At 67.2% G+C, this 23,791-nt stretch carries 17 protein-coding genes and 1 other RNA gene; 14 read left to right on the top strand and 4 right to left on the bottom strand.

Annotated features, from left to right (window positions below):
• Positions 1-407 precede the first annotated feature (407 nt).
• From HY058_04760 to dctP, 4 genes are all read right to left on the bottom strand, one after another.
• The gene (locus tag HY058_04760; GenBank protein MBI3496595.1) at positions 408-1,913 is read right to left on the bottom strand and encodes an ABC transporter substrate-binding protein; all 1,506 of its coding nucleotides are present in this window, start codon (positions 1,911-1,913) and stop codon (positions 408-410) included.
• A 177-nt stretch (positions 1,914-2,090) separates the two neighbouring features.
• Entirely contained in the window at positions 2,091-5,729 is a 3,639-nt protein-coding gene (locus tag HY058_04755; protein ID MBI3496594.1) for a hydantoinase B/oxoprolinase family protein, read from the bottom strand.
• A 297-nt stretch (positions 5,730-6,026) separates the two neighbouring features.
• Positions 6,027-6,608 (bottom strand): GNAT family N-acetyltransferase, encoded by a 582-nt coding sequence (locus HY058_04750; GenBank protein ID MBI3496593.1) that lies wholly within the window; start codon positions 6,606-6,608, stop codon positions 6,027-6,029.
• Between the two features lie 227 nt (positions 6,609-6,835).
• Positions 6,836-7,792 carry a TRAP transporter substrate-binding protein DctP gene (gene dctP, locus HY058_04745; GenBank protein MBI3496592.1) on the bottom strand — a complete coding sequence of 319 codons (957 nt, stop codon included), beginning with the start codon at positions 7,790-7,792 and terminating at the stop codon, positions 6,836-6,838.
• 224 nt (positions 7,793-8,016) lie between these two features.
• On the opposite strand from dctP, the gene HY058_04740 reads away from it, so the two are divergent.
• The 14 genes from HY058_04740 (at position 8,017) to HY058_04675 (ending at position 23,777) form a co-directional block, all read left to right on the top strand.
• Positions 8,017-9,183, top strand: coding sequence for a hypothetical protein (locus tag HY058_04740; protein ID MBI3496591.1), 1,167 nt, complete (start codon positions 8,017-8,019; stop codon positions 9,181-9,183).
• 13 nt (positions 9,184-9,196) lie between these two features.
• The gene (locus tag HY058_04735; GenBank protein ID MBI3496590.1) at positions 9,197-9,928 is read left to right on the top strand and encodes a TerB family tellurite resistance protein; all 732 of its coding nucleotides are present in this window, start codon (positions 9,197-9,199) and stop codon (positions 9,926-9,928) included.
• A gap of 83 nt (positions 9,929-10,011) precedes the next feature.
• Positions 10,012-10,424: RNase P RNA component class A (gene rnpB / locus HY058_04730), an RNA gene on the top strand.
• Between the two features lie 410 nt (positions 10,425-10,834).
• Positions 10,835-11,311 (top strand): division/cell wall cluster transcriptional repressor MraZ, encoded by a 477-nt coding sequence (gene mraZ, locus HY058_04725; GenBank protein MBI3496589.1) that lies wholly within the window; start codon positions 10,835-10,837, stop codon positions 11,309-11,311.
• Positions 11,308-12,291 (top strand): 16S rRNA (cytosine(1402)-N(4))-methyltransferase RsmH, encoded by a 984-nt coding sequence (gene rsmH / locus HY058_04720; GenBank protein ID MBI3496588.1) that lies wholly within the window; start codon positions 11,308-11,310, stop codon positions 12,289-12,291. Before mraZ ends, rsmH begins: the two co-directional genes overlap by 4 nt.
• A complete protein-coding gene (locus HY058_04715; protein ID MBI3496587.1) occupies positions 12,288-12,962 on the top strand; it encodes a hypothetical protein in 675 nt (224 codons plus the stop codon). The genes rsmH and HY058_04715 overlap by 4 nt, the downstream gene beginning before the upstream one ends.
• Positions 12,962-14,710: a penicillin-binding protein 2 gene (locus tag HY058_04710; protein ID MBI3496586.1), complete on the top strand. Its 1,749-nt coding sequence runs from the start codon at positions 12,962-12,964 to the stop codon at positions 14,708-14,710. The genes HY058_04715 and HY058_04710 overlap by 1 nt, the downstream gene beginning before the upstream one ends.
• Position 14,711: 1 nt before the next feature.
• Positions 14,712-16,166 carry a UDP-N-acetylmuramoyl-L-alanyl-D-glutamate--2,6-diaminopimelate ligase gene (locus tag HY058_04705; protein ID MBI3496585.1) on the top strand — a complete coding sequence of 485 codons (1,455 nt, stop codon included), beginning with the start codon at positions 14,712-14,714 and terminating at the stop codon, positions 16,164-16,166.
• A complete protein-coding gene (murF, locus tag HY058_04700) occupies positions 16,166-17,602 on the top strand; it encodes a UDP-N-acetylmuramoyl-tripeptide--D-alanyl-D-alanine ligase (GenBank protein ID MBI3496584.1) in 1,437 nt (478 codons plus the stop codon). Before HY058_04705 ends, murF begins: the two co-directional genes overlap by 1 nt.
• Positions 17,602-18,690, top strand: a complete 1,089-nt coding sequence (locus HY058_04695; protein MBI3496583.1) for a phospho-N-acetylmuramoyl-pentapeptide-transferase — start codon at positions 17,602-17,604, stop codon at positions 18,688-18,690. The genes murF and HY058_04695 overlap by 1 nt, the downstream gene beginning before the upstream one ends.
• Positions 18,691-18,695: 5 nt before the next feature.
• Positions 18,696-20,084 carry a UDP-N-acetylmuramoyl-L-alanine--D-glutamate ligase gene (locus HY058_04690; protein MBI3496582.1) on the top strand — a complete coding sequence of 463 codons (1,389 nt, stop codon included), beginning with the start codon at positions 18,696-18,698 and terminating at the stop codon, positions 20,082-20,084.
• Positions 20,081-21,205: a cell division protein FtsW gene (locus tag HY058_04685; GenBank protein ID MBI3496581.1), complete on the top strand. Its 1,125-nt coding sequence runs from the start codon at positions 20,081-20,083 to the stop codon at positions 21,203-21,205. Before HY058_04690 ends, HY058_04685 begins: the two co-directional genes overlap by 4 nt.
• Positions 21,202-22,347 carry an undecaprenyldiphospho-muramoylpentapeptide beta-N-acetylglucosaminyltransferase gene (murG, locus tag HY058_04680; protein MBI3496580.1) on the top strand — a complete coding sequence of 382 codons (1,146 nt, stop codon included), beginning with the start codon at positions 21,202-21,204 and terminating at the stop codon, positions 22,345-22,347. Before HY058_04685 ends, murG begins: the two co-directional genes overlap by 4 nt.
• The gene (locus HY058_04675; GenBank protein MBI3496579.1) at positions 22,344-23,777 is read left to right on the top strand and encodes a UDP-N-acetylmuramate--L-alanine ligase; all 1,434 of its coding nucleotides are present in this window, start codon (positions 22,344-22,346) and stop codon (positions 23,775-23,777) included. The genes murG and HY058_04675 overlap by 4 nt, the downstream gene beginning before the upstream one ends.
• Positions 23,778-23,791: the final 14 nt, after the last annotated feature.

Here is a 23,791-nt window from a genome sequence, read left to right as displayed (position 1 = left end):
TGAACATGACGAGCTTGAATCACCAAGCTGGCGCCATGTCAAGTAATATCCCTCTATCTACATGGACACAAAAGCAGCCGAAAAGCCGCAGACAGTCAAACAGCTCAAGCGCTTATCGCAAAACACAGGGTAAAGTTCGGGCTAGTGTCCTGACCGAGACGTTCGTCGGATGAGGCGACACCTGCATACCGGGTGTGCGTCCTTCGACAGAAAGCTCAGGATGAGGGAGGGTGTGCGTGGCATCGAGATCGAAGTGGAAAAAAGAACAACCTCATGCTGAGCTTGTCGAAGCACGCACGGCAGCGATCCAAGCCTCCGTCATACACTGAGGAACATGTCGATCAGGATGCGAGCGTAGGGGAGTGGCCCCCTCCCCGGCTTGTTCGGGGAGAGGGGCGCTGCTTCGATCAGTTCAGCTTCAGGCCCTGCGGGCGGATGAGGCCGTCGGGATAGGGCTCGAAGCCGGTGAGCCGCGTGGTCGAGGCGAACAGATACTGCTGGTGATAGAGGTAGATGCGCGGCACGTCCCTGACTTGCATCTGCATCACCTTCTCATAGACCGCATAACGCTCCTCCATGCCGGCCTTGGTGCGGGCCTCGTCCAGGAGCTTGTCCATCTCCGGCGTGCAATAGCCGCCATAATTCTGCGCGCCGCCGCAATGGTTGAAGACGTGGATGTTGCCGTCGGGATCGATGCGGCCGCTCCAGCCGATGAGGAAGGCCTCGAAGTCGCCCTTGTAGGCGCGCTGCAGGGAGGTCTGGAACTCGGTCACCAAGAGCTTGATGTCGAAGCCGGATTCCTTGGCCATCGCCTGCATGACCTCGGCCACGCGCATGACCTCGCCGCCATTGGGCAAGAGCATGGTGAAGCTGGGGTTGGGTTGGCCCGCCTCGGCCAGGAGCGCCTTCGCCTTGATAAGGTCACGCTTGGGGATCGGCACCGACTTCACATACCAGGGGCTCGCCGGCGACTGCCACTGGTTGCCTGCCAGCGCCGCGCCGTTGAAGACCACCTGGTTGATGGCGTCGCGGTCGAGGGAGAGCTCGAGCGCCTGGCGGATGCGTGGGTCGCGGTTGATCGAAATCTTCGAGCCGTCGCCCAGGCCGGGATTGAAGGTGAGCGCCTGATAGCTCAAGCCCACCGTGCCGTAGAATTTGAGGCGGCTATCCTTCTTCACCCGGTCGATATCGGCGGCGGGCAGACGCTCCATCATCTCGAGTTGGCCGGTCTGCACGCTGGCGATCCGCGCCTGGTCGTCGACCACGGGCAGGAAGGTGATCTTGTCGATGTGGATCTTGTCCTTGTCCCAATAGTCGGCGAAGCGCTCTAGCACGATGCGGTCCTGGGGCACCCGCTCGACCAGCTTATAGGGGCCGGCGCAGACCGGCTTCTGGCCGAACTCAGGCCCGAGCGCCTTCGCCGCCTTGGGCGAGATCATGATGCCGGCGCGGTCGGCCAACTGCGCCAAGAGTGCGACGAACGGCACCTCGAGACCGAGCTTGATCGTCTGCGGATCGACGATGTCGATGGATTTGATCTGCTGGATCTCGCTCTTGCGGCGCGAATCCGCCTGGGTCAGATGGCGCTCCAAGGTAAACTTCGCCGCCGCCGCGTCGAAGGGCTCGCCGTCCTGGAACTTCACACCCTGCCTGAGCTTGAGGGTGACCGACAGGAGATCGGGAGCCCAGCTCCATTCGGTCGCCAGCATCGGCACGATCTGCGCCTTCTTGTCGGCGTCCAAGAGCTTGTCGCAGAGCGACATGAAGACGATGCGGCCGACATAGGAATTGCCCGGCGTCGGATCGAAGCTGTCGGGATCTTCCGAGAGCCCGATGCGGAGATGGGTCTGGGCCTCAGCGGCGGTCCCGCACAGGAGCGCGCCCAACAGCGTCACGGCCAATGCGCGTTTCATGCCTCACTCCCTGTTTTTGGTCCGTCTCGTGGCTTGGACACGAGATGATCGGCGCGTATCCTAGGGTCGCCCCCAGGACGGAGCAACCGGGCCACTATCGAGATCACAGGACCGTGAGGCCATCCGCCTCACCCTGAAACATGGGTAAGGCTGTGCATCGAGGCCGGAAGCCGGCGCTTAATCGGCAGCCTGCTTCGCCCGTTCGGCGCGCCCGAAGCCGCCGCCGCCGGGGGTCTCGATGACGAACACGTCGCCCGGCTCCACCTCGGCCTTGTCGCGGAAGGCGAGCTCGGTCCGGCTGCCATCGGCGCGCTCGACATAGGTCAAGCCGACGTGACCCGGCTCGCCTCCGGCCATGCCGTAGGGCGGCACGCGGCGGTGATTGGCAAGGATCGAGGCGGTCATCTTCTCCTTGAAGCGAATGCGTCGGATGACCCCGTCGCCGCCCCGATGGCGACCGCCGCCGCCCGACCCGCGCCGGATGCGGAAGCTGTCGACAACCACCGGAAAGCGCCATTCCAGCACCTCCGGATCGGTCAGGCGCGAATTGGTCATGTGCGTGTGCACGGCATCGGTGCCGTCGAAATCCGGACCGGCGCCGGAGCCGCCGGCGATGGTCTCGTAGTACTGGTAGCGATCATTGCCGAAGGTGAAGTTGTTCATCGTGCCTTGGGCGGCAGCCATGACGCCGAGCGCGCCATAGAGCGCGTCGGTGACGCACTGGCTGGTTTCCACATTGCCCGCGACCACGGCCGCCGGATAGCGCGGGTTCAGCATGGAGCCTTCCGGGATCACGATCTCGATCGGCTTGATGCAGCCGGCATTCATCGGGATGTCGTCATCGACCAACGTGCGGAAGACGTAGAGGACGGCGGCCTTGCAGATGGCCGACGGCGCGTTGTAGTTGCTCGGCTGCTGCGGGCTGGTGCCGGTGAAATCCACCTTCGCCGTGCGTCGTTCCTTGTCGATCGAGATCCTGACCTTGATGACGCTGCCGTCATCCATCTCATAGGCGAAGCTGCCATCGGCGAGCACGTCGAGCACGCGCTTCACCTGCTCCTCGGCGTTCGCCTGCACATGGCGCATATAGGCCTCGACCACGTCCAGCCCGAACTCATCCACCATGCGATGGAGCTCGGCCACTCCCTTGGCATTGGCGGCGACCTCGGCCTGCAGGTCGGCCAGGTTCTGCTGGGGGTTGCGCGCCGGGAACGGCCCCGACCGCAGCAGCGCCAAGAGCTCGGCTTCGCGGAAGCGGCCGCGATCGACCAGCTGGAAATTGTCGATGAGCACGCCCTCCTCGTCGACCGTGCGGCTGTCGGGCGGCATCGAGCCCGGTGTGATGCCGCCGACATCGGCATGGTGCCCGCGGCTCGCCACCCAGAACAGGATGCGGGCGTCGCCGCGGTCGAAAACAGGCGTCACCACGGTGATGTCGGGCAGATGCGTGCCGCCATTGTAGGGCGCGTTCAGCACATAGGCGTCGCCCGGCCGGAACTTGCCCCGGTTGTTGCGGATGACCGTCTCCACGCTCTCGCCCATCGATCCCAAATGCACCGGCATGTGCGGGGCGTTGGCGATGAGGTTGCCCTCGCGGTCGAAGAGCGCGCAGGAGAAGTCGAGACGCTCCTTGATGTTGACCGAGTAGGCGGTGTTCGCCAGCACCACGCCCATCTGCTCGGCGATCGACATGAAGAGATTGTTGAAGACCTCGAGCATCACCGGATCGGCCTCGGTGCCGATGGCCCGGCGCCGAGCCAAGGGTACGACCCGCTTCAGCACGAGATGATTCGCCGCCGTGACGCGCGCCTGCCAGCCCGGCTCGACCATGGTCGTCGCATTGGCCTCGATGAGGATCGCGGGACCATCGATGACGGCGCCGGGCAAGAAGAGCTCGCGATCGTAGAAGGGGGCGCGATGCACCTGACCGCCGCCATGGACCGGCTCGACCGCGAGCGGCTTCGGCAGCGCCGCCGCCCGGGGGACCTTGGCCGGGGTTGGGGCGACGCCGGCGGCCTTGCCGATCACCTCGACCGAGACCGCCTCGACGACATGGCCCTTGCCCGCCATGGTGAAGCCGTAGCGTTGCCGGTGCAGGGATTCGAATGCGCCGAGGATGCCGGCGCGGTCGGCGAAGTCGACAATGGTCGCGGTGTCGCTGCCCTCGTAGCGGACATGCACCTTCAGGAGCGCCTGGGTCTGGCCCGCCTCCACGCCCTGGCTTGCCATCTCGGCGCGGCCTTCGCTTTCAAGTCCACCCAGCCATTGCGCCAGCTCGGGGATCAGCGCGTCCGTCAACGGCTCCTCGACCGCGCGCTGGCGCAGGACCCGGATATCGGCCAATCCCATGCCATAGGCGGACAGCACGCCGGCATAGGGGTGGATGTAGATGGTCTGCATGCCGAGCTGATCGGCGACCAGGCACGCATGCTGCCCGCCGGCGCCGCCGAAGCAGGTGAGCGTGTACTTGGTCACGTCGTGGCCGCGCTGCACGGAGATCTGCTTGATGGCATTCGCCATATTGGCAACCGCGATGTCGAGAAAGCCCTCCGCCACTGCGACGGGCGAACGGTCGTTGCCGGTCGCCTCCTTGATCTCACGGGCGAGCAGGGCGAATTTGGCCCGCACGATCTCGGCGTCGAGCGGCTTGTCGCCCGAGGGGCCGAAGACGTGGGGAAAGAACTCCGGCCGGAGCTTGCCCAGCATCACATTGGCGTCGGTCACGGTGAGCGGTCCGCCGCGGCGGTAGCAAGCGGGGCCTGGATTGGCGCCGGCCGATTCCGGTCCGACGCGGTAGCGCGCTCCGTCGAAGAACAAGACCGAGCCGCCGCCGGCGGCCACCGTGTTGATGCGCATCATCGGCGCCCGCATGCGCACGCCCGCGACCATGGTCTCGAAGGTGCGCTCGAGCTCGCCGGAGAAGTGCGACACGTCGGTCGACGTGCCGCCCATGTCGAAGCCGATGATCCGCTCGAAGCCGGCGCCGCGGCTGGTCTCGACCGCGCCGACGATGCCGCCGGCCGGTCCCGACAGGATCGAGTCCTTGCCCTGGAACAGCCTTGCGTCGGTCAATCCGCCATTCGATTGCATGAACATGAGGCGCGTCGAGCCGAGCTCGGCCGCCACGCGATCGACATAACGCCTGAGGATCGGCGAGAGATAGGCATCGACCACCGTGGTATCGCCGCGGCCGACCAGCTTCATGAGCGGGCTCACGGCATGGCTCACGGAGATTTGGCTGAAACCGATCTCGCGGGCGAGCGCGCCCAGACGCCGTTCGTGCTCGCCATGACGATAGCCGTGCATGAGCACGATCGCGCAGGCGCGAATGCCATCGGCATAGGCGGCGGCAAGACCGGTGCGTGCGGCCTCGAGGTCGAGCGGCGCCAGCTCCTCGCCATGGGCGCCGATGCGTCCCCTGACCTCGACCACAAGTCGATACAGGAGCTCCGGCAGCTGGATGCGTCGGGTGAAGAGGTGCGGGCGATTCTGATAGGCGATGCGGAGCGCATCGCCGAAGCCCTGATTGATCACCAGCACGGTAGGCTCGCCCTTGCGCTCCAGAAGCGCATTGGTCGCAACCGTGGTGCCCATCTTGACCGCGCCGATCATCTCCGGCGGGATCATCTCGCCCGGTGCCAGGTCCAGGAGCTCGCGGATGCCCTGGATCGCCGCATCGGCATAGCGCTCGGGATTATCGGAGAGCAGCTTGTGCGTGAGAATGCCCCCGTCGGGCCGCTTCGCCACCACGTCGGTGAAGGTGCCGCCCCGGTCGATCCAGAACTCCCAGCGCCCTTCAGCCATCGCGCTCGCCATCGGTTCCTCGCCCCCCGCGTCCGGACCTGGTTTTAGTGCCGTTTCACGGGGGAGGGAACAGTGCATTTCGTCGTCATGCGCGGACTTGACGGGGGTGGACTTTGGGAGGGGTGAGGATCACCCCTCCCTGACCCTCCCCGCGCATCCACGTGGTGCCGTTGCTCGACGGAAGACGTGGATGCGCGGGTTAAGCCCGCGCATGACCATTTGTATCAATTCAGTCGAAAGCAAATATGTCGCGTCGATGCGCAAGACGCCGAACCGAACAGCGACGGGTCAAGCCCGGCAAATGACGAATTACGAAATCGGTTTCGGCGCCGGCTCGGAGCCGCCGGCAGCGGCCTGGCCGCGGCCGATCAGCTGCTGGGCGAGGCTGCCAACGAGGCCGTTGGCCGATTGCACGCTCTCATGCCAGAAGGAGAGCGGGTTGGCGACGCCGGTGGAGAAATGCGCGGCGGCGTTGGCGCCGTCGAATTCGATGCGTCCGGTGAACTTGCGGACAAGACCGCGCATGTTCTGATTGTCGGCGAGGCAGTAAGAGATGATCTGACGAACGCCGCGGTTGCGGGCGAGGACCAGAACCCGCCGCAAGAGATCGGAGGCGATGCCTCGATGCTGAAACGGCGCCTCGACGGTGAGCGCAAGCTCGGCCGCGTGCTCGCCGCTCCTGACCAGTTCGGCCAAGCCGCGGAGTGTGGCATCGAGAAAGCATCCGAGCCGAATCGAATGCGTCCAATCGATCCCGGCCAGATAGCGATCGACCATCCCCTCGCGCGCCGGCCCCCCGAATCTGAGATAGCGGTCTTCATCGCGCAAGCGCAGAAAATGCTCGCGCATGCTCGACGCTTCGATCGGCACGAGTGGGCGAATGACCTGCATGCGAACTCCCGGAGACCGGAATGATCCGGGCCCGTGGTCGCTTCCTTCCCTTACTTGCGCTGGATACGGCGATCGCGGCCGCCGCTGAGCTCGGCTCTTGAGCGAGCCCTTAGCCGAAAGCAAATGGTGATGCAGCCCGCGTCGATCAAGACCGACGATGCGGCGCGCAGCAGGCATGCGCCCCCCGCAACGCATGCTCGCCCAATTCTTATGCAGATTGCCTGCTCCTACTGCACCCTGCGCGCCAGATCGAGGAGCACGGCGCCGGCGGGCACCTCCTGCTTGAAGGTCTCATGCGCCGAGGAGATAGCGAGCTCGCGCCACGCTTCGGCTTCTTCGACGGTCATGAAGGTGACTTCGACACCGTTCTTGCGATAGGTGTCGATCATCACCTGGTCGGCCGCCCGTGCCGCCTCCATGGCGAAGGCCTCGGCCTTGGTCGCGGCCGCGATGAGCGCCTTCTGCTGCACCTCGCTCAGCCGCTCATAGGTCTCCTTCGCCATCACGATCGGCTCGTAGAGGAACCACACACCCTTGTCGTCGGGTGCCGTCAGGCATTGCGCCTGCTCATAGAGCTTGAGCTGCACCAGGCTGTCGGAACTGCCCATCACCGCCTCGATGAGGCCGGTCTGCAAGGCGCCGTAGAGATCGGGCGGAGCCAACTCGGCGCGCGTCGCACCCGCCGCCACCGCCATCAGCTCGTAGAAGCGCCCGGCAACCCTGACGGCACGTCCAGCCAGGTCCTTCGGCTCGCGCACGCAGCCGCCGCGCGAAACGATTCCACCCGAGACCCAGACATTGGAGAGGATGATGACCCCGTCGACCTCGGCAATGGTGCGGATGACCTGCATGAACGGTGCGGCGTCGAGGCGAGCGGCCTGGTCGTGGCTTCTGACCACGCCGGGCATGAAGGTCGCCATCAGCGAGGGGTCGCGCACACCGCCATAGGAGAGCGGCAAGAGCGCGATGTCGAGCTGACCCTTCTGCAGCGCCGTCCATTGGTCGCGCGGCTTGAACAGCTTGGAGGCGCCGGAGACCTTGATGTCGAGGCCGACCTTGGCCACGGCCGCTTCGCGCGCGAGCAGCCGCAAGGCCTGGTCGCGGAAATCGCCGGTGCCCACGGGCCATTGATGGGAGGCGCGCAGGGTCTCGCCCCAGCTTCGCCCGGCGAGCAAGACAAGCATGAGCCCAAGGATGACGGCGAACTTCAGCGAGGTTCCCCCCGAGGCGTCTTGGACGCAGTATCACCGTCGGCATCGCAGGGAGCAATCGCCGGTTGTCGCGGGCGCGCCCTGTCATGGCGGCCTCCGGCCGGCGGAGCCTGCCGCAAGAGCGCCACAGTTGAGCGGGTACAAGTGGCGCGCAATCCGGGCTAGTGTCCCCCGCCCCCCGCCGGAGCCTCCTTTCCATGCCCCGCGCCAAGACCGTCCTCGTGCTGCATTACTATGGCCTGATGCCGCTGGCGGGCGTCGCCATGGAGGCGATTCACTACGTCCTCGGCTTGCGGCGGCTCGGCTACGATGCCTGGTACATCGAGGATAACGGTGCCAACCCCTACTCGCCCCGAGAGAACAGCGTGGTGTGGGATGCCACCTACAATATCGGCTTCATCCGCCAGATGATGGAGCGGTTCGGCATGGGCGACCGCTGGGCGTATTGGGATCCGACGCGTCCGGATTCGTATCATGGGTTGAGCAAGGAGGCGCTGTTCCGCCTATATGGCGAGGCCGATGCGCTCATCAATCTCTGCGGCACCACCAAGCTGCGCGATGAGCACATGGCATGCCCGGTGCGCATCCTGGTGGACACCGATCCGATCTTTGAGCAGATCAAGCTCGCCAAGGGAGACGCCGCCTCGGCCACCTATATCGACGCCCATAACGTGCTCTACACGATCGGCGAGAATCTGGGCGATCCGGATTGCCCGGTGCCGCTGGGCACGCGCACCTGGCTGAAGACCCGGCCGCCGGTCATCCCCGACATCTGGCCCCAGGACTTCGCCCGCGAACCGGCCCAGTTCAGCACGATCGCCACCTGGCAGCACTCGATCAAGGACATCGAGTTCGCTGGCGAACGCTATCAATGGTCGAAGCACGGCAACTTCTTGAGGTTCCTCGATTTGCCGAATCGCACGAAGCAGCGGTTCCGGTTGGCCATGATCACGCCCAACCCCGGCGTCAATGCCGAGGTGGCAAAGAGCGGATGGGATGTGGTCGACCCCGTGCCGGTCTCCTCCAGCTTCGATGCCTATGCGGGATTCATCGGCGATTCGCGCGGCGAATTCACCGTGGCGAAGGACATTTACGTGCGCGGCCGCTCGGGCTGGTTCAGCGATCGCAGCGTGTGCTACCTCGCCTCCGGCCGGCCGGTGATCACCCAGTCGACCGCCTTCGAGAAGCGCACGCCCACCGGGCGCGGCTTGTTTGCCTTCCAAGACTGGGACGACATCTTCGCCGCCTTGGAGGCGATCAATTCCGACTATGCCGGACATTGCCGCGCCGCACGTGAAATCGCCGTCGAGCATTTCGACAGCGCCAAGGTGCTGGGGCGCATGATGCGGCAGGTCGGACTCTAGGACGGACGGTCGGATGAGCCTCTGGGGCAAGATCATCGGCGGCGCGGCCGGATTCGCCTTGGGCGGGCCGATGGGGGCGCTCCTGGGTGCGCTCGCCGGCCATGCCTACGACCACCTGCGCGCCGACCTGGCCGGCGATGGCGGCGATCCAACGAAGACGGTGGCCTTCACCATCGGGGTCGTGGCGCTCGGCGCGAAGATGGCGAAGGCCGACGGCGTGGTCACCCGCGACGAGGTCCGCGCCTTCCGCGAGGTCTTCCATGTGGACGAGGCGGATGCGCCCAGCGTGCAGCGGGTCTTCGACCTGGCGCGCCGGGACTCCGCCGGCTACGAAGCCTACGCCCGCCAGGTCGCGGGCCTGTTCGGGCCGGGCTCGCCGGTCTTGGAGCAGCTCATCGATTGCCTCTTCCACATCGCCAAGGCCGACGGTGTCGTCAACCCGGCGGAGCTTGCCTACCTCCGCGAAGTGGCCCGCATCTTCGGCTTCTCCGATCAGGAGTTCGAGCGCATCCGCGTGAGCAATGTCGGCGCCGATGAATGTCCGCCTTGCGAGCTCCTCGGCGTCGCCCCGGACGCCAGCCTGGAGGAGATCAAGCGCGCCTATCGCCGCCTGGTGCGCGAGCACCACCCCGACTATCTCATCGCCGCCGGCATGCCGGCGGAGGCGGTGCAGGTCGCAACCGAGAAGCTGGCACAGATCAATGCCGCCTATGACCAGCTGAAGGAAGCGCGGCTGTTTCAGTAGGTGCTGGCGCGCGCAGCAGGACAGGGGGGGTGCGCGCGCCTCGCTTGACCCCCCGCGTCGATGGGCCTACATGCGGGCTCGGACCAGATGGCCGGATGGCCGCCTTTCTTCTGGGCTCACGCCCAGAAGGGGGGAGGAAAGTCCGGGCTCCACGGGAAAACGGTGCCGGGTAACGCCCGGCGGGGGCAACCCTAGGGAAAGTGCCACAGAAAGCAAACCGCCTGTTGGCCTAGGCCGACAGGCAAGGGTGAAAGGGTGCGGTAAGAGCGCACCGCGGCCCCGGCAACGGGGACGGCACGGCAAACCCCACCGGGAGCAAGACCGAATAGGGGCGGCACGCCCCGAGCCGCAAGGCACGGGGCCAAGCGCATTCCCGCGTCGCCGCCCGGGTTGGTCGCGCGAGGCGCCCGGCAACGGGCGTCCCAGATGAATGGCCATCCCCCGTCTTCCGCAAGGAAGGCGGGGACAGAACCCGGCTTACAGGCCATCTGGTCCCTCTCGATTGTCGCCATCGATCATTTCCGGGGCGAAGGCGGTCACCAACGCCCGGCGCACCGCCGCGGCAAGACCGGGACGGAAGCCCTTGTGCATACACAGGTACCGGCGCGGCCCAATCCGCTCCTCTGTTGCAGTCGGAGCGATGTCGAATGTGAGAACATAAAGGGAACATAAGTAAAATCTTCCGGCAACTTGGTTGCTGCTCAATTCGCGGATGCATTGCCCTGTTGTCGCCAGTCCATCGCAGATCTAGTAGGTGATACTCTCTTAAGAACTACTGTCTAGGCCCATGCGATTACTATGATTTCCCATTGACGCCCATATCGCCCCATGATATCCCATCATGTCCCAGAGATGCTCGGTTAACGCCGCCGTCTCGATCAGGGACGTGGCCGCTGAGGGGATCGGATGGGCCTGTTCCTGTCCAAATTCGTCAACAAACTGGACAAGAAGGGCCGAGTTTCGGTCCCGGCCAGCTTTCGCGCGGCCTTGGAGGAGAGCGGCTTTCCCGGCATCGTCGTCTTCCCCTCCTACAAATTCTCGGTGATCGAGGCGTGCGGCATGGACCGCATGGAGCGCATCGCTAAGAGTTTGGATCGCCTCGATCTTTTCTCAGACGAACAGGACGATTTGGCGACCACGGTCTTGGCCGATGCGCAGCAGCTCGCCTTCGATCCGGAAGGGCGCATCACGCTTCCCCAGGACTTGGCCGCCCATGCCGTGATCGCCGATACGGCGATGTTCGTGGGCAAGGGTGCGACGTTTCAGATCTGGGCGCCGGAGACCTTCAAGGTGCAGCAGGCCCATGCGCTGGAAAGGGCCCGGCGCCAGCGCCCGACGCTCTCGCTCATTCCTGAAGATAAAGAGAATAAGGACGAGCGATGAGCCAAGGGGTGGCGAGGGTCCACAACCCGGTCATGCCGGCCGAGATCGTGGCAGCCTTGGCGCCGCAGGCCGGCCGGCTTTATGTCGACGGCACCTTCGGGGCCGGCGGCTATGCCGAGGCCTTGCTTGCATCCTGCGATTGCCGGGTGGTCGGCATCGACCGCGACCCGGACGCGGTCGCCCGCGGGCAGGGCCTCGAGCGACGCTTTCCCGGCCGGCTCGAAGTCTTGGAGGGTCGCTTCGGCGACATGATCGAGCTCGTGCGCGGTCGCGGCCTCGAGCGGGTGGACGGTGTGGCGCTCGACCTCGGCGTCTCCTCCCCGCAGCTGGACGACCCCCAGCGCGGCTTCTCTTTTCGCGCCGACGGGCCCCTCGACATGCGCATGGAGCGCCAGGGGCCGTCGGCGGCCGATCTCGTCAACGGGCTGTCCGAGCGGGCGCTGGCCGACCTCATCTTCGAGCTCGGCGAGGAACGCTACGCCAGGCGGATCGCGCGCGCGATCGTCGGCGCCCGTGCCCAAGCGCCCATCCAAACCACGCTCCGGCTGGCCGAGATCGTGCGCCAGGCGGTGCCGCGCGCGGCGGACGGCATCGATCCCGCCACCCGCACCTTCCAGGCGCTGCGCATCCAGGTGAACGACGAGCTTGATGAACTAGACCGCGGTTTGAGCGCCGCAGAAAACCTGCTTGCCTCGGGCGGCAGACTCGCCGCGGTCTCTTTTCATTCGCTGGAAGATCGTCGCGTGAAGCAGTTCATGAAGGCCCGCGCGGCCACCGCCGCCGGGGGCTCGCGTCGGCTCCCCGGTGAAGAGGCGCCGCGTCCGCCCTCCTTTCGCCTGCTGACCCGCAAAGCCTTGCGTCCCAGCGCGGCGGAAGTGGCCGCCAATCCCCGTGCCCGTTCCGCTCGGCTGCGCGTGGCCGAGCGGACCCAAGCCCCGGCCTGGCCGATGGCCGCCGGTTCTGAGGAGACGAGACCATGATCCGTCGTTCCACGCTCATCTGGCTGACATTGGCCGCCCTCCTCGGCTTCGGTCTCTATCAGATCAAGTACGAGGTGCAGTCGCAGGAAGAGCGCTTCACCCGCATCAACAAACAGATCGTCGAGAACCAGGAAGCGATCCAGGTGCTGACCGCCGAGTGGAGCTTCCTCAACCGTCCGGACCGGCTGGCGGAAATGGCGCGCCGCTATCTCGAAATGTCGCCGGTGGTGCCGGCGCAGTTCGCGCAGATCGCCAATCTGCCCGACCGCGAGGCGATGGCTGCGGCGGCGGTGCTAGCGGCGAGCGCTCCGGCGGCAAAACCGATACCGGCCCGTGCCGCGATGGCAGCCAACAGCGCAACGGTGCCGGCGGCAAAGACCCAGCTCGCGCCGCAGCCGCGCCCGCTCGTCTCGGCCGCGCCGGTAAGCGGGCCCGAACGCATGCAGGCGACCCAACCGAAGCCGCCGGCGAGCCCGCCCGCAGCGAACCCCTCCAGGCCGATCGAGGCCGCGCGCTACCTCCCGCCCCCCAAGGCCGAGCCGGCGCATGAGCGCGCCAGCCTAGTCGACGCCCCCTCGGTGCTGATCGCGAGCGTGCTCACCGTCCTGAGCGAGGCCTCGAGCGCGCCCGCTCAGATGATTCAGATGATGAGGACGTCCGAAGTGCGCTGATGAATCCAACCGCCGCTCTCACCGCACGGCCCGTCGTCCTCGACCGGCCGGAGGCTCCGCCTCCGGGCCGGTCGGTGCGCTTTGAGGGTGCCGCCAAGCAAGCTCTCGAAATCGGCCGCAACCGCCTTCTCGTCACCTGCGCGGTCTTCGCGCTCGCATTCACCGTCATCGGCGGCAGGCTGATCGAGATCGCGGTCTCCAGGAGCGCCCCGCAGCGCCTGGCCGAAGCCCGACGCGCGCTCGGCTTCGTGCCGGATCGCGCGCCCATCGTCGATCGCAACGGCACGCTCTTGGCGACCAGCCTGCCCACCGCCTCGCTCTACGCCGATCCCAGGGACGTGCTGGATGCGGGCGAAGCGGCGGCCAAGCTCGCCTCCGTGCTGCCCGGCCTCGCCGCGGAGGAGATCCAAGCCAAGCTCTCCAGCGAGAAGAACTTCGTCTGGCTCAAACGCAACCTGACGCCGCGCCAGCAATACGAGGTGAATCGCCTCGGCATTCCCGGCTTCTATTTCCAGCGCGAGGACAAGCGCATCTACCCCGATGGCTCGCTATTCGCCCACATCGTCGGCTTCGCCGACGTCGACGGCAGGGGATTGGCCGGGCTCGAACGGGATCTGGACGAGCGGCTGAAGAGCCAGACGCAGCCCTTGCTGCTGACCGTCGATGTCCGCCTGCAGCACATCTTGAGGGAAGAGCTGCAGCAGGGGATCCAGGAATTCTCCGCCGTCGGCGGCATGGGCATCGTCATGGATGTGCGCACCGGCGAGATCCTGGCCATGGTCTCGCTGCCGGATTTCGACCCCAACCGCCCCGGTGCCTCGCCGCCCGAGAACCGGTTCAACCGCAATACCCTCGGCGTCTACGAGATGGGCTCGACCTTCAAGATCTTCAACAGCGCCATGGCTCTCGACAGCGGCACCGCCAGCCTGCGCTCCAGCTATGACGCGCGCCAACCGATCCGCATCTCGCGCTACACCATCACCGACTACCACGCCGAGCGCCGGTGGCTGACGGTCCCGGAGATCTTCAAATACTCCTCCAATATCGGCTCGGCGAAGATGGCCCTTGATGCGGGCGTGGAGACCCAGCGCGCCTTCATGGGTCGCGTCGGCTTCCTGAAGCCGGTGCCGATCGAGCTGAAAGAGGCCGGCAAGCCGCTCTATCCCAGGCCCTGGCGACCGATCAACGCCATGACCATCGCCTTCGGCCATGGCCTGTCGGTGAGCCCGTTGCATGTCGCCATGGGCACGGCCGCGGTCTTGAATGGCGGCATCCTCCGGGCGCCGACGCTGATCCGCCGGCCGCCCGAGGAGATGCCGGCGGGCACCCGCATCCTCAAGCAGTCGACCTCCGAGGACATGCGCCGGCTCTTCCGCCTGGTGGTGGAGGAAGGCACCGGCAAGAACGCCGCGGCACCTGGCTATGTGGTTGGCGGCAAGACCGGGACCGCCGAAAAGGTCGGCCATGGCGGCTATCGGCACAAATCCGTGCTCTCCTCCTTCATCGGCGTCTTTCCGATGCACGATCCGCAATACCTCGTCATGGTGATGGTCGACGAGCCCAAGGGCACCAAGCGCAGCCATGGTTACGCCACCGGCGGCTGGGTCGCGGCTCCGGTGGTGCGCAAGGTCATCACCCGCATGGGGCCGCTCTACGGAATTCCGCCGGTCGACGAAACCTCGCCCGAAATTCGCCGTGCTTTGGTGATCGAGTCAGGGCCACAGGAGAAGCGTATTGCGTCTCAGTGACCTGATCCCACCCGGGCGGACCCAGCCGACCCCGGACGACGTCGTCGTCCAGGGTTTGACCGCGGATTCCCGCACCGTCCGCCCGGGCTATCTCTTCGCCGCACTCCCCGGCAGCCATGCCGATGGGCGCCGCTTCATCGCGGCCGCGATCGAGCACGGCGCCGGCGTCGTGCTGGCGCCGACGGGCACCGAATTGCCGGCAGAAGCGCGTGGGGTCGTGCTGGTGACCGACGCGGAGCCGCGCCGGCTCTTAGCCAAGCTGGCCGCACGGTTCTATGGCGCCCAGCCGAGGACGGTGGCCGCCGTCACCGGCACCAGCGGCAAGACCTCGTCGGTCGATTTCCTGCGCCAGATCTGGACCCGGCTCGGCCGGCGCGCCGCCTCGATCGGCACCTTGGGCGTGATCCGCCCGGGGCGGCCGACCATGAGCTCGCTCACCACGCCCGATCCGGTGCTGCTCCACGAGACGCTGGCCGATCTCGCCCTGGACGGCGTCGACCACTTGGCGATCGAGGCCTCCAGCCACGGTCTCGACCAGTATCGCTTGGACGGGCTCGTCGCCGCCGCCGCCGGCTTCACCAATCTCGGCCGCGATCACCTCGACTACCACCCGAGCCGGGAAGCCTATCTGGCGGCCAAGCGCGGTCTCTTCGAGCGGGTGCTGGAGCCGAAGGGCAAGGCCGTCATCAATGCCGATGCGCCGGAATCCGCCGAGATCGCCGCCATTTGCCGGCGGCGCGGGATCGGCGTCGTCGGCTATGGGGCCTCCGAGACGGCCGATCTGCGCCTGACAGGACGCCGCGCCGAGACCGGCGCGCAAATCCTATCCCTCATGGTGTCGGGCTCGAGCCGCGAAGTGCGGCTGCCCCTGGTGGGTGCCTTCCAGGCGATGAACGCGCTGCAGGCCCTCGGTCTGGCGATCGCGACGGGCGCCGAGCCGGCGGCTGCGGCCGACGCGCTGGCATTCATTGAAGGCGTGCCCGGCCGCCTGCAGCTCGCCGGAAGGCGGGGCAACGGGGCGGAGATCTACGTCGATTACGCGCATAAGCCCGATGCTCTGGAAGCGGTGCTGACCACGCTGAGACCCCATGTGCAAGGGCGTTTGTGGGTGGTTTTCGGTTGCGGCGGCGACCGTGACGCAGGCAAGCGCCCGATCATGGGCGGGCTCGCGGCCAAGCTCGCCGACCGGGTGGTGGTGACCGACGACAACCCGCGCTCGGAGAACCCGGCCGCGATCCGGCGCCAGGTCATGGCGGGCTCGCCCGCGGCGCGCGAGATCGGCGATCGCGCCGAAGCAATTCACTATGCCGTCGCCGCGCTCGGCCCCGGCGACGTGCTGGTCGTCGCCGGCAAGGGCCACGAGCAGGGTCAGATCATCGGCAGTCAGGTGCGTCCGTTCGACGATGCTGCGGTGGTGCAGGCGGCACTCGGCGGACTCGAGGGGGTGGCAGCGTGATGGCGCCATCGCTCCGTCAGGCTCAGCCGCTGTGGACTGCGGAGGAGGCCGAGCGCGCCACGTCCGGGCGCTCGACCAAGCCCTGGCAAGCAGAGGGCGTCAGCATCGACAGCCGCTCGGTCAGGTCGGGCGATCTCTTCGTGGCACTCCCTGGGGAGCGGGTCGATGGCCACGATTACGTTGCCGCGGCGCTGGCCAAGGGTGCCGCGGCGGCGCTGGTCGAGAGGCTTCCCGCGGGCGCCGAGGCCGCCCCCCTCCTCCTCGTGCCTGACGCGCTGGCGGGGCTGACGGAATTGGGCCGTCATGCGCGCCGACGCTCGATGGCGCGGTTCGTGGCGGTCACCGGCAGCGTCGGCAAGACCAGCACCAAGGAGATGCTGCGCCTGGCATTGGGAGCCCAGCGGCGCACCAGCGCCAGCGAAGGCAATCTCAACAACCAGATCGGCACGCCCTTGAGCCTGGCGCGTCTGGCCGTCGAGGCCGAGATCGGCGTCTTCGAGCTGGGCATGAACCATCCGGGCGAGATCGCGCCCATCGCGCGCCTCACCCGACCACACATCGCCATCATCACCAATGTCGAGGCGGTGCATCTCGAGGCCTTCGTCTCCGAGGAAGCCATCGCCGATGCCAAGGCCGAGATCTTCGAGGGCATGGAGAAGGGCGGCATCGCCATCCTCAACCGCGACAACCGGCATTTCGACCGGCTCGCGGCCGCTGCCAAGGTGCGGGGGCTCACGGTCAAGAGCTTCGGGGAGAGTCGCGGCGCCGATTTTCGGCTGGTGCAGAGCCTGACCCAGCCAGGCTCGGTCGAGGTCGCCGCCGACATCGCCGGAACCAGCATCGGCTACGCCATGCCGGTCTCCGGCAAGCATTGGGCCATCAATAGCCTCGCCGTCCTGGGCGCTGCCCATCTCCTCGGCCTCGATCTCTCCCGAGCGGCCAGCGCGCTGGGGGCCATCAAAGCGCCCAAAGGCCGCGGCGAGCGGCGGACGGTCAGGCTCGCCGGCGGCGGCAGCTTCGAGCTGATCGACGACAGCTACAATGCGAGCCCGGTTGCGGTGCGCGCCGCCTTGGCGGTGCTGGGCCAAATCGCGCCGGCTCCGGGCGCTCGCCGGGTCTTCATTCTGGGCGACATGCGCGAGCTCGGTGCCAGCGGGCCGGCGCTCCACGCCGAGCTGGCCGCAAGCGTGCTCGCCAACCACATCGATCGTCTGCACACGGTCGGGCCGTTGTCCCAGCACCTCCGCCAAGCGCTGCCGCCGACGATCCAGGGGCTGCATGCCGGAACGAGCGAGGAGATGGCCCGGCTCGTCTCCGCCGATATCCGCGCCGGCGACGTGGTCACGGTCAAGGGCTCCCTCGGCACCAACATGGCGCCCATCATCAAAGCGCTCGCGGCCCTCGACCGGCCCCCGGGCAGCGAGCGGGGCGCCTGATGCTCTATCACCTGCTGTTCCCGCTGTCGGATGAGTTCGGCCCGCTCAACCTCTTCCGCTATTTGACCTTCCGCACCGGCGGCGCGGTCTTGACCGCGCTCGCCATCAGCTTCGTGCTCGGACCCTCGATCATCCAATGGCTGAAGAGCCGGCAGAACGGCGGCCAGCCGATCCGCGACGACGGACCCGAGAGCCATCTCATCACCAAGAAGGGCACGCCCACCATGGGCGGCGTCCTCATCCTTCTGGCGCTCTCGATCTCGACCTTGCTGTGGGCCGATTTGACCAACGGCTATGTGTGGACGGTGCTCCTGGTCACCATCGGCTTCGGCCTCGTCGGCTTCGGCGATGATTACCTCAAGCTCACCCGGCGCTCCTCGGGCGGGTTGCCCGGGCGCGTCAAGCTCATCTGCCAGATCGCCATCGCGGTGGCCGCCGCCGTGCTGGTCGTGATGCTCTCGCGCGGCCCCTTGTCGACCGCCATCGCGGTGCCGTTCTTCAAGACGGTGCTCCTGCAGGTCGGCTGGACCTTCGTCGCCTTCGCCGCCTTCGTCATGGTCGGCGCCTCCAACGCCGTCAATCTGACCGACGGCCTCGATGGTCTTGCCATCGTGCCGGTGATGATCGCCGCAGCCTGCTTCGCGCTCATCGCCTACCTCGCCGGCAATGCGGTGTTCGCCAACTACCTGCAGATCAACCACGTGCCCGGCGCCGGCGAGCTCGCGGTCCTGTGCGGCGCCTTGGTCGGTGCCAGCTTGGGATTTCTCTGGTTCAACGCCCCGCCCGCCATGGTGTTCATGGGCGACACCGGATCCCTGTCTTTGGGCGGCGCCTTGGGTGCCATCGCGGTGGTGACCAAGCACGAATTCGCGCTCGCCATCATCGGCGGCCTCTTCGTCCTGGAGACGGTGTCGGTCATCGTCCAGGTCGTCTCCTTCAAGCTGACCGGGCGCCGGGTCTTCCGCATGGCCCCCTTGCATCATCATTTCGAGAAGAAGGGCTGGGCCGAGCCCACCATCGTCATCCGCTTCTGGATCATCGCCATGATCTTGGCGATCGCCGGACTGTCGACGTTGAAGATCCGGTGAAGAGGATGATCACCATTCCAGGCATGGCGGAGGTTCCGATCGCGGTCTTGGGCTTGGCGCGCTCCGGGCTCACCGCCGCACAGTCGCTCATCGAGAGCGGCGCCCAGGTGATGGCGTGGGACGATGCGCCGGAGCGTCGCCAGGCGGCCGCGGCGGCGGGCGTGCCGATCGTCGATCTCGAGACGGCCGATTGGGGCCGCGTGCGCACCCTCGTGCTCAGCCCCGGCATTCCCCACAGCTTCCCCAAGCCGCATCCAATCGCCGCCAAGGCGCTCGCGGCCAAGGCAGCGCTCGTCAGCGACATCGATCTCCTCGGCCGGGCCCGGCCGGACGGCCGCTATCTCGGCGTCACCGGAACCAACGGCAAATCGACCACCACCACGCTCATCGGCCATCTCTTTCGCCAGCACGATCTCCGCTCGGAAGTCGGCGGCAATGTCGGCGTTCCGGTCCTGTCGCTGGCGGCGCTCGATGTCGATGGCTGGTACGTCTTGGAAATGTCCTCCTACCAGCTCGAGCTCACGCATTCGATCGACTTCGACATCGCCGTGCTCCTCAACGTCACCCCCGACCATCTGGATCGCCATGGCGGCTTCGAGGGCTATGTCGCGGCCAAGCGCCGGATCTTTCGCGGGCAAGGCGGCGAGGCGACCGCCATCGTGGCGCTCGACGACGAGACCAGCCGCAAGATCTACGACGATCTCATCCAGCATGGCCGCCAGTCGGTGGTGCCGGTTTCCGCCAGCGGACCGGCGCCGGGTGGGGTCTATGTCGAAGACAATTGGCTCATCGACGACATGGATGGCTGGAGCCGGCCGATGCTCGACCTCGCCAAACTGCCCAACCTCCCAGGGCAGCACAACCAGCAGAACGCGGTCGCGGCCTATGCCGCGGCCAAGGCCGCCGGCCTGGTGGCGCCGCGGATCGCTGCCTCGCTCAGCCTCTATCCCGGCCTCGCCCATCGCCAGGAGCGGATCGCCGTGATCGGCGGCGTCGCCTTCATCAACGACTCGAAGGCGACCAACGCCGATGCCGCCGCCCGCGCCCTCGCCTGCTACGAAGCGATCTACTGGATCGCCGGCGGCAAGCCGAAGGAAGGCGGCATCGCCTCGCTGGAAGGGTATTTCCCGCGGATCGTTCACGCCTTCCTCATCGGCGAAGCCGCCCGGGCCTTCGCCGACACGCTCGAAGGCCGGGTGCCCTACACGCTTTCGGGCGACCTCGAGAGCGCCGTCGGCGAGGCCTCCAGCATGGCAGGATCCGAGCACCGGCCGGGTGCGGTCGTGCTCCTGTCGCCGGCCTGCGCCTCCTTCGATCAATTCGCCGATTTCGAGGCGCGGGGCGAGGAGTTCCGGCGCCTGGTCAAGCAGTTGGCGGCGGAGAGCATGCAATGAGCGCCATTGCCCGTAGCGACACGAGCGTGCTCGGCCGCTGGTGGTGGACGGTCGATCGCTGGACCCTGGCGGCGCTGGCGATGATCATCGGCATCGGCGCCATCCTCATCCTGGCGGCGAGCCCGGCCGTCGCCCAGCGCATCGGCCTCGACGGATTCTACTTCGTGCGCCGTCAGATGCTTCTGCTGCTGCCGGCGGTGACGCTGATGGTGCTGATCTCGCTCGCCTCGCCCATGGCCGTGCGCCGGATTGCGGTGGTCGGACTCGCGATCGGCATCGCCTTGGTAGCACTGACGCTCATCAACGGCGTGGAGATCAAGGGCGCACGCCGCTGGATCAACCTCCCCGGGCTCTCCTTGCAGCCCTCCGAGTTCGTTAAGCCGTGCTTTGCCGTGGTCTCGGCCTGGATGTTCGCCGAGCAGCGCCGCGGCACCGGGGTGCCCGGCAATCTCATCGCCAGCGTGCTCTATGCGCTGGTCGTCGGCTTGCTGATCCTGCAGCCCGACCTTGGAATGGCGGTGGTGATCTCGGCCATCTGGTTCGGCCAGTTCTTCCTGGCCGGCCTGTCGATGATCTATGTGGCGGCCCTCGGTGGCGCCGGCGCGCTCGGCCTCGGCGGCGCCTATCTCCTGCTGCCCCACGTGGCGAGCCGCATCGACCGCTTCCTCGACCCGGCATCGGGCGACAGCTACCAGGTCGAGCGGTCGCTCGAAGCCTTCGCCCGCGGCGGCCTGTGGGGGCGTGGGCCCGGCGAAGGCCGGGTCAAGGACGTGATCCCCGACGTGCACGCGGATTTCATCTTCGCCGTCGCCGGCGAGGAGTTCGGCGTGCTGGTCTGCTTGTTGATCGTCGGCCTCTTCGCCTTCGTGGTGCTGCGCGGCTTCTCGCGGCTGTTTCAGGAGACGGATCTCTTCGTGCTGCTGGCGGCCACCGGGCTTCTGACCCAGTTTGGCTTGCAGGCGATCATCAACATGGCTTCTTCGCTGCACCTCATGCCGACCAAGGGCATGACGCTCCCCTTCGTCAGCTATGGCGGCTCCTCGCTGGTGGCGCTGGCGCTCGGGACCGGGATGTTGCTGGCGCTGACGCGGCGGCGGACCGGCGGGAGCGGGCAACGATGAGCCAGATCGTCACCAGACGCCTGATCGCGCTCGCCGCGGGGGGCAGCGGCGGCCACATGTTTCCGGCGGCGGCACTGGCGGAAGCTCTGGCGCGTCGCGGCTACGCGCTCACCCTCATCACCGATCGCCGCGGCCAAGCCTTCACCGTCGCCGGCGGCGAGGTCGAGATCCATCGCATCCGGGCGAGCGGGCTCGGCGACCGCTCGCTCACGCGCAAGCTCTTGGGCGTGATCGAGCTCGGCTTCGGCCTCATCGAGGCACGCCAGCTCCTGAAGCGCCTGCGGCCCGCGGCGATCGCCGGCTTCGGCGGCTATGCCTCGGTGCCGACGCTGCTTGCCGCAAGCCAGCTCGGCATCCCGACGGTGCTGCACGAGCAGAATGCCGTGCTCGGCCGCGCCAACCGGCTGCTCGCCTCCCACGCAACCCGCCTCGCCACCTCCTTCGAAGCCGTGAGCCAGATCAAGCAGGCCGACCGCGGCCGCGTGGTGATGACCGGCAACCCGGTGCGCGACGCCGTCGCCCGCGTCAGCCAAGCGCCCTACCCGGCGCCGGCGGCGGACGGCACGCTGTCGCTCTTGATCACCGGCGGCAGCCAAGGGGCGCGCGTCTTCGGCCGCATCGTTCCCCAGGCGGTGGCACTCCTGCCGGAGTCGGTCCGCCGCCGCCTGAGCATCGTGCAGCAATGCCGCCCCGAGGACATCGAGGCGGCGCGCGATATCTATCTCGGGCTCGGCGTCGAGGCGGAGCTGTCGCCGTTCTTCGCCGATCTGCCGGAGCGTCTCGCCCGGGCGCAGCTCGTCATCTGCCGTTCCGGCGGCTCCACGGTGGCCGAGCTGACGGCGGCGGGCCGCCCCTCGATCCTGGTTCCCTATCCCTACCACAGCGACAATCAGCAGGGTGCCAATGCGCAAGCCTTGGAGAATGCCGGTGCGGCGTGGTTGATGCCGGAAGCGGCGTTCACCGCGCAGGCGCTGGCGGCAAGGCTGGAGCCGCTTTTGGTCGTACCGGCGCGGCTGGTGGAGATGGCCGAGAAGGCGCGCGCCCTCGGCCGCCTCGATGCCGCCGAACGCTTGGCCGGCCTCGTCCTCGAGATCGCACCTGCCAATGGCGGCCACGGCGGCATCCGGGAGGTCGCGGCATGAGAGCGCTCCCGCTCACCATCGGCACCGTGCATTTCATCGGCATCGGCGGCATCGGCATGTCCGGCATCGCCGAGGTTCTGCACAATCTGGGATACGCGGTCCAAGGCAGCGACCTTTCCGAGGGCGGCAACGTCAAACGGCTCATCGACAAGGGCATCAAGGTCAAGGTCGGCCACCGCGCCGAGAATCTGGGCGATGCCTCCGTCGTCGTCTATTCCTCCGCGGTCAAGCCGGACAATCCCGAGATGGTCGCAGCACGCCAGCGGCTGCTGCCGGTCGTGCGCCGGGCGGAGATGCTGGGCGAGCTCATGCGCCTCAAATGGTCGATCGCCGTCGGCGGAACCCACGGCAAGACCACGACCACGACCATGATCGCCAGCGTGGTCGAGGCGGCAGGGCTCGATCCGACGGCGATCATCGGCGGCATCGTCAACGCCTATGGCACCAATGCCCGGCTGGGCTCGGGGGAATGGCTGGTGGTCGAGGCGGACGAGTCGGACGGCACCTTCGTCAAGCTGCCGGCGACGATCGCGGTGGTCACCAACATCGATCCCGAGCATCTGGACTTCTACGGCACCTTCGAGGCCGTCCAGGACGCATTCGCCAGCTTCGTCGCGAACATCCCGTTCTACGGCTTCGCCGCACTCTGCATCGACCATCCCGTGGTGCAGGCGCTGATCCCGAAGGTGGCCGACCGCAAGATCATCACCTACGGCATGAGCCCGCAGGCCGACGTGCGCGCGGTCGACATCAGGCTGTCGCCGTCCGGCGCCCGCTACGATGTGATCATCAACGACCGGGCGCGCGGCGAGAGCCGCACGCTGGTGGACATGCGGCTGCCGATGGTGGGCCAGCACAACGTGCAGAATTCGCTGGCCGCCATTGCCGTCGCCAACGAGATGGGGATCGAGGAGGAAGTGCTGCGCCGGGCGCTCGGATCCTTCGCCGGCGTCAAGCGCCGCTTCACCCGGACCGGCGAGGTGGGCGGCGTCACCGTCATCGACGACTATGGCCATCATCCGGTGGAGATCGCCGCCGTGCTCAAGGCCGCCCGCGGCGCTTGTCCCTCGGGCCAGGTGATCGCCGTGGTGCAGCCGCACCGCTATACGCGCCTCAAGCACCTGTTCGAGGACTTCTGCACCTGCTTCAACGACGCCGACTGCGTCGTGGTGGCCGATGTGTATGCCGCCGGCGAGCAGCCGATCGAAGGGGCGAGCCGCGATGCGCTGGTCGAGGGCTTGCGCGCCCGCGGACATCGCAGCGTGGTGGCGCTGGAGAAGCCGGAAGACCTGGCGGCGCTGGTGGCGGCGACGGCGCGGCCGGGCGATCTCGTCGTCTGCCTCGGTGCAGGCAGCATCACGAACTGGGCGAATGGGCTGCCGCGCGAGCTGCAGCGCCTGATGCCCGCGACACGGGAGGCGGCGTCGTGAGGCCGCTGCGGAAG

Source organism: Pseudomonadota bacterium (assembly GCA_016195085.1).
Lineage (GTDB): Bacteria > Pseudomonadota > Alphaproteobacteria > SHVZ01 > SHVZ01 > JACQAG01.
This window is presented reverse-complemented; position numbering and strand designations above follow the sequence as displayed.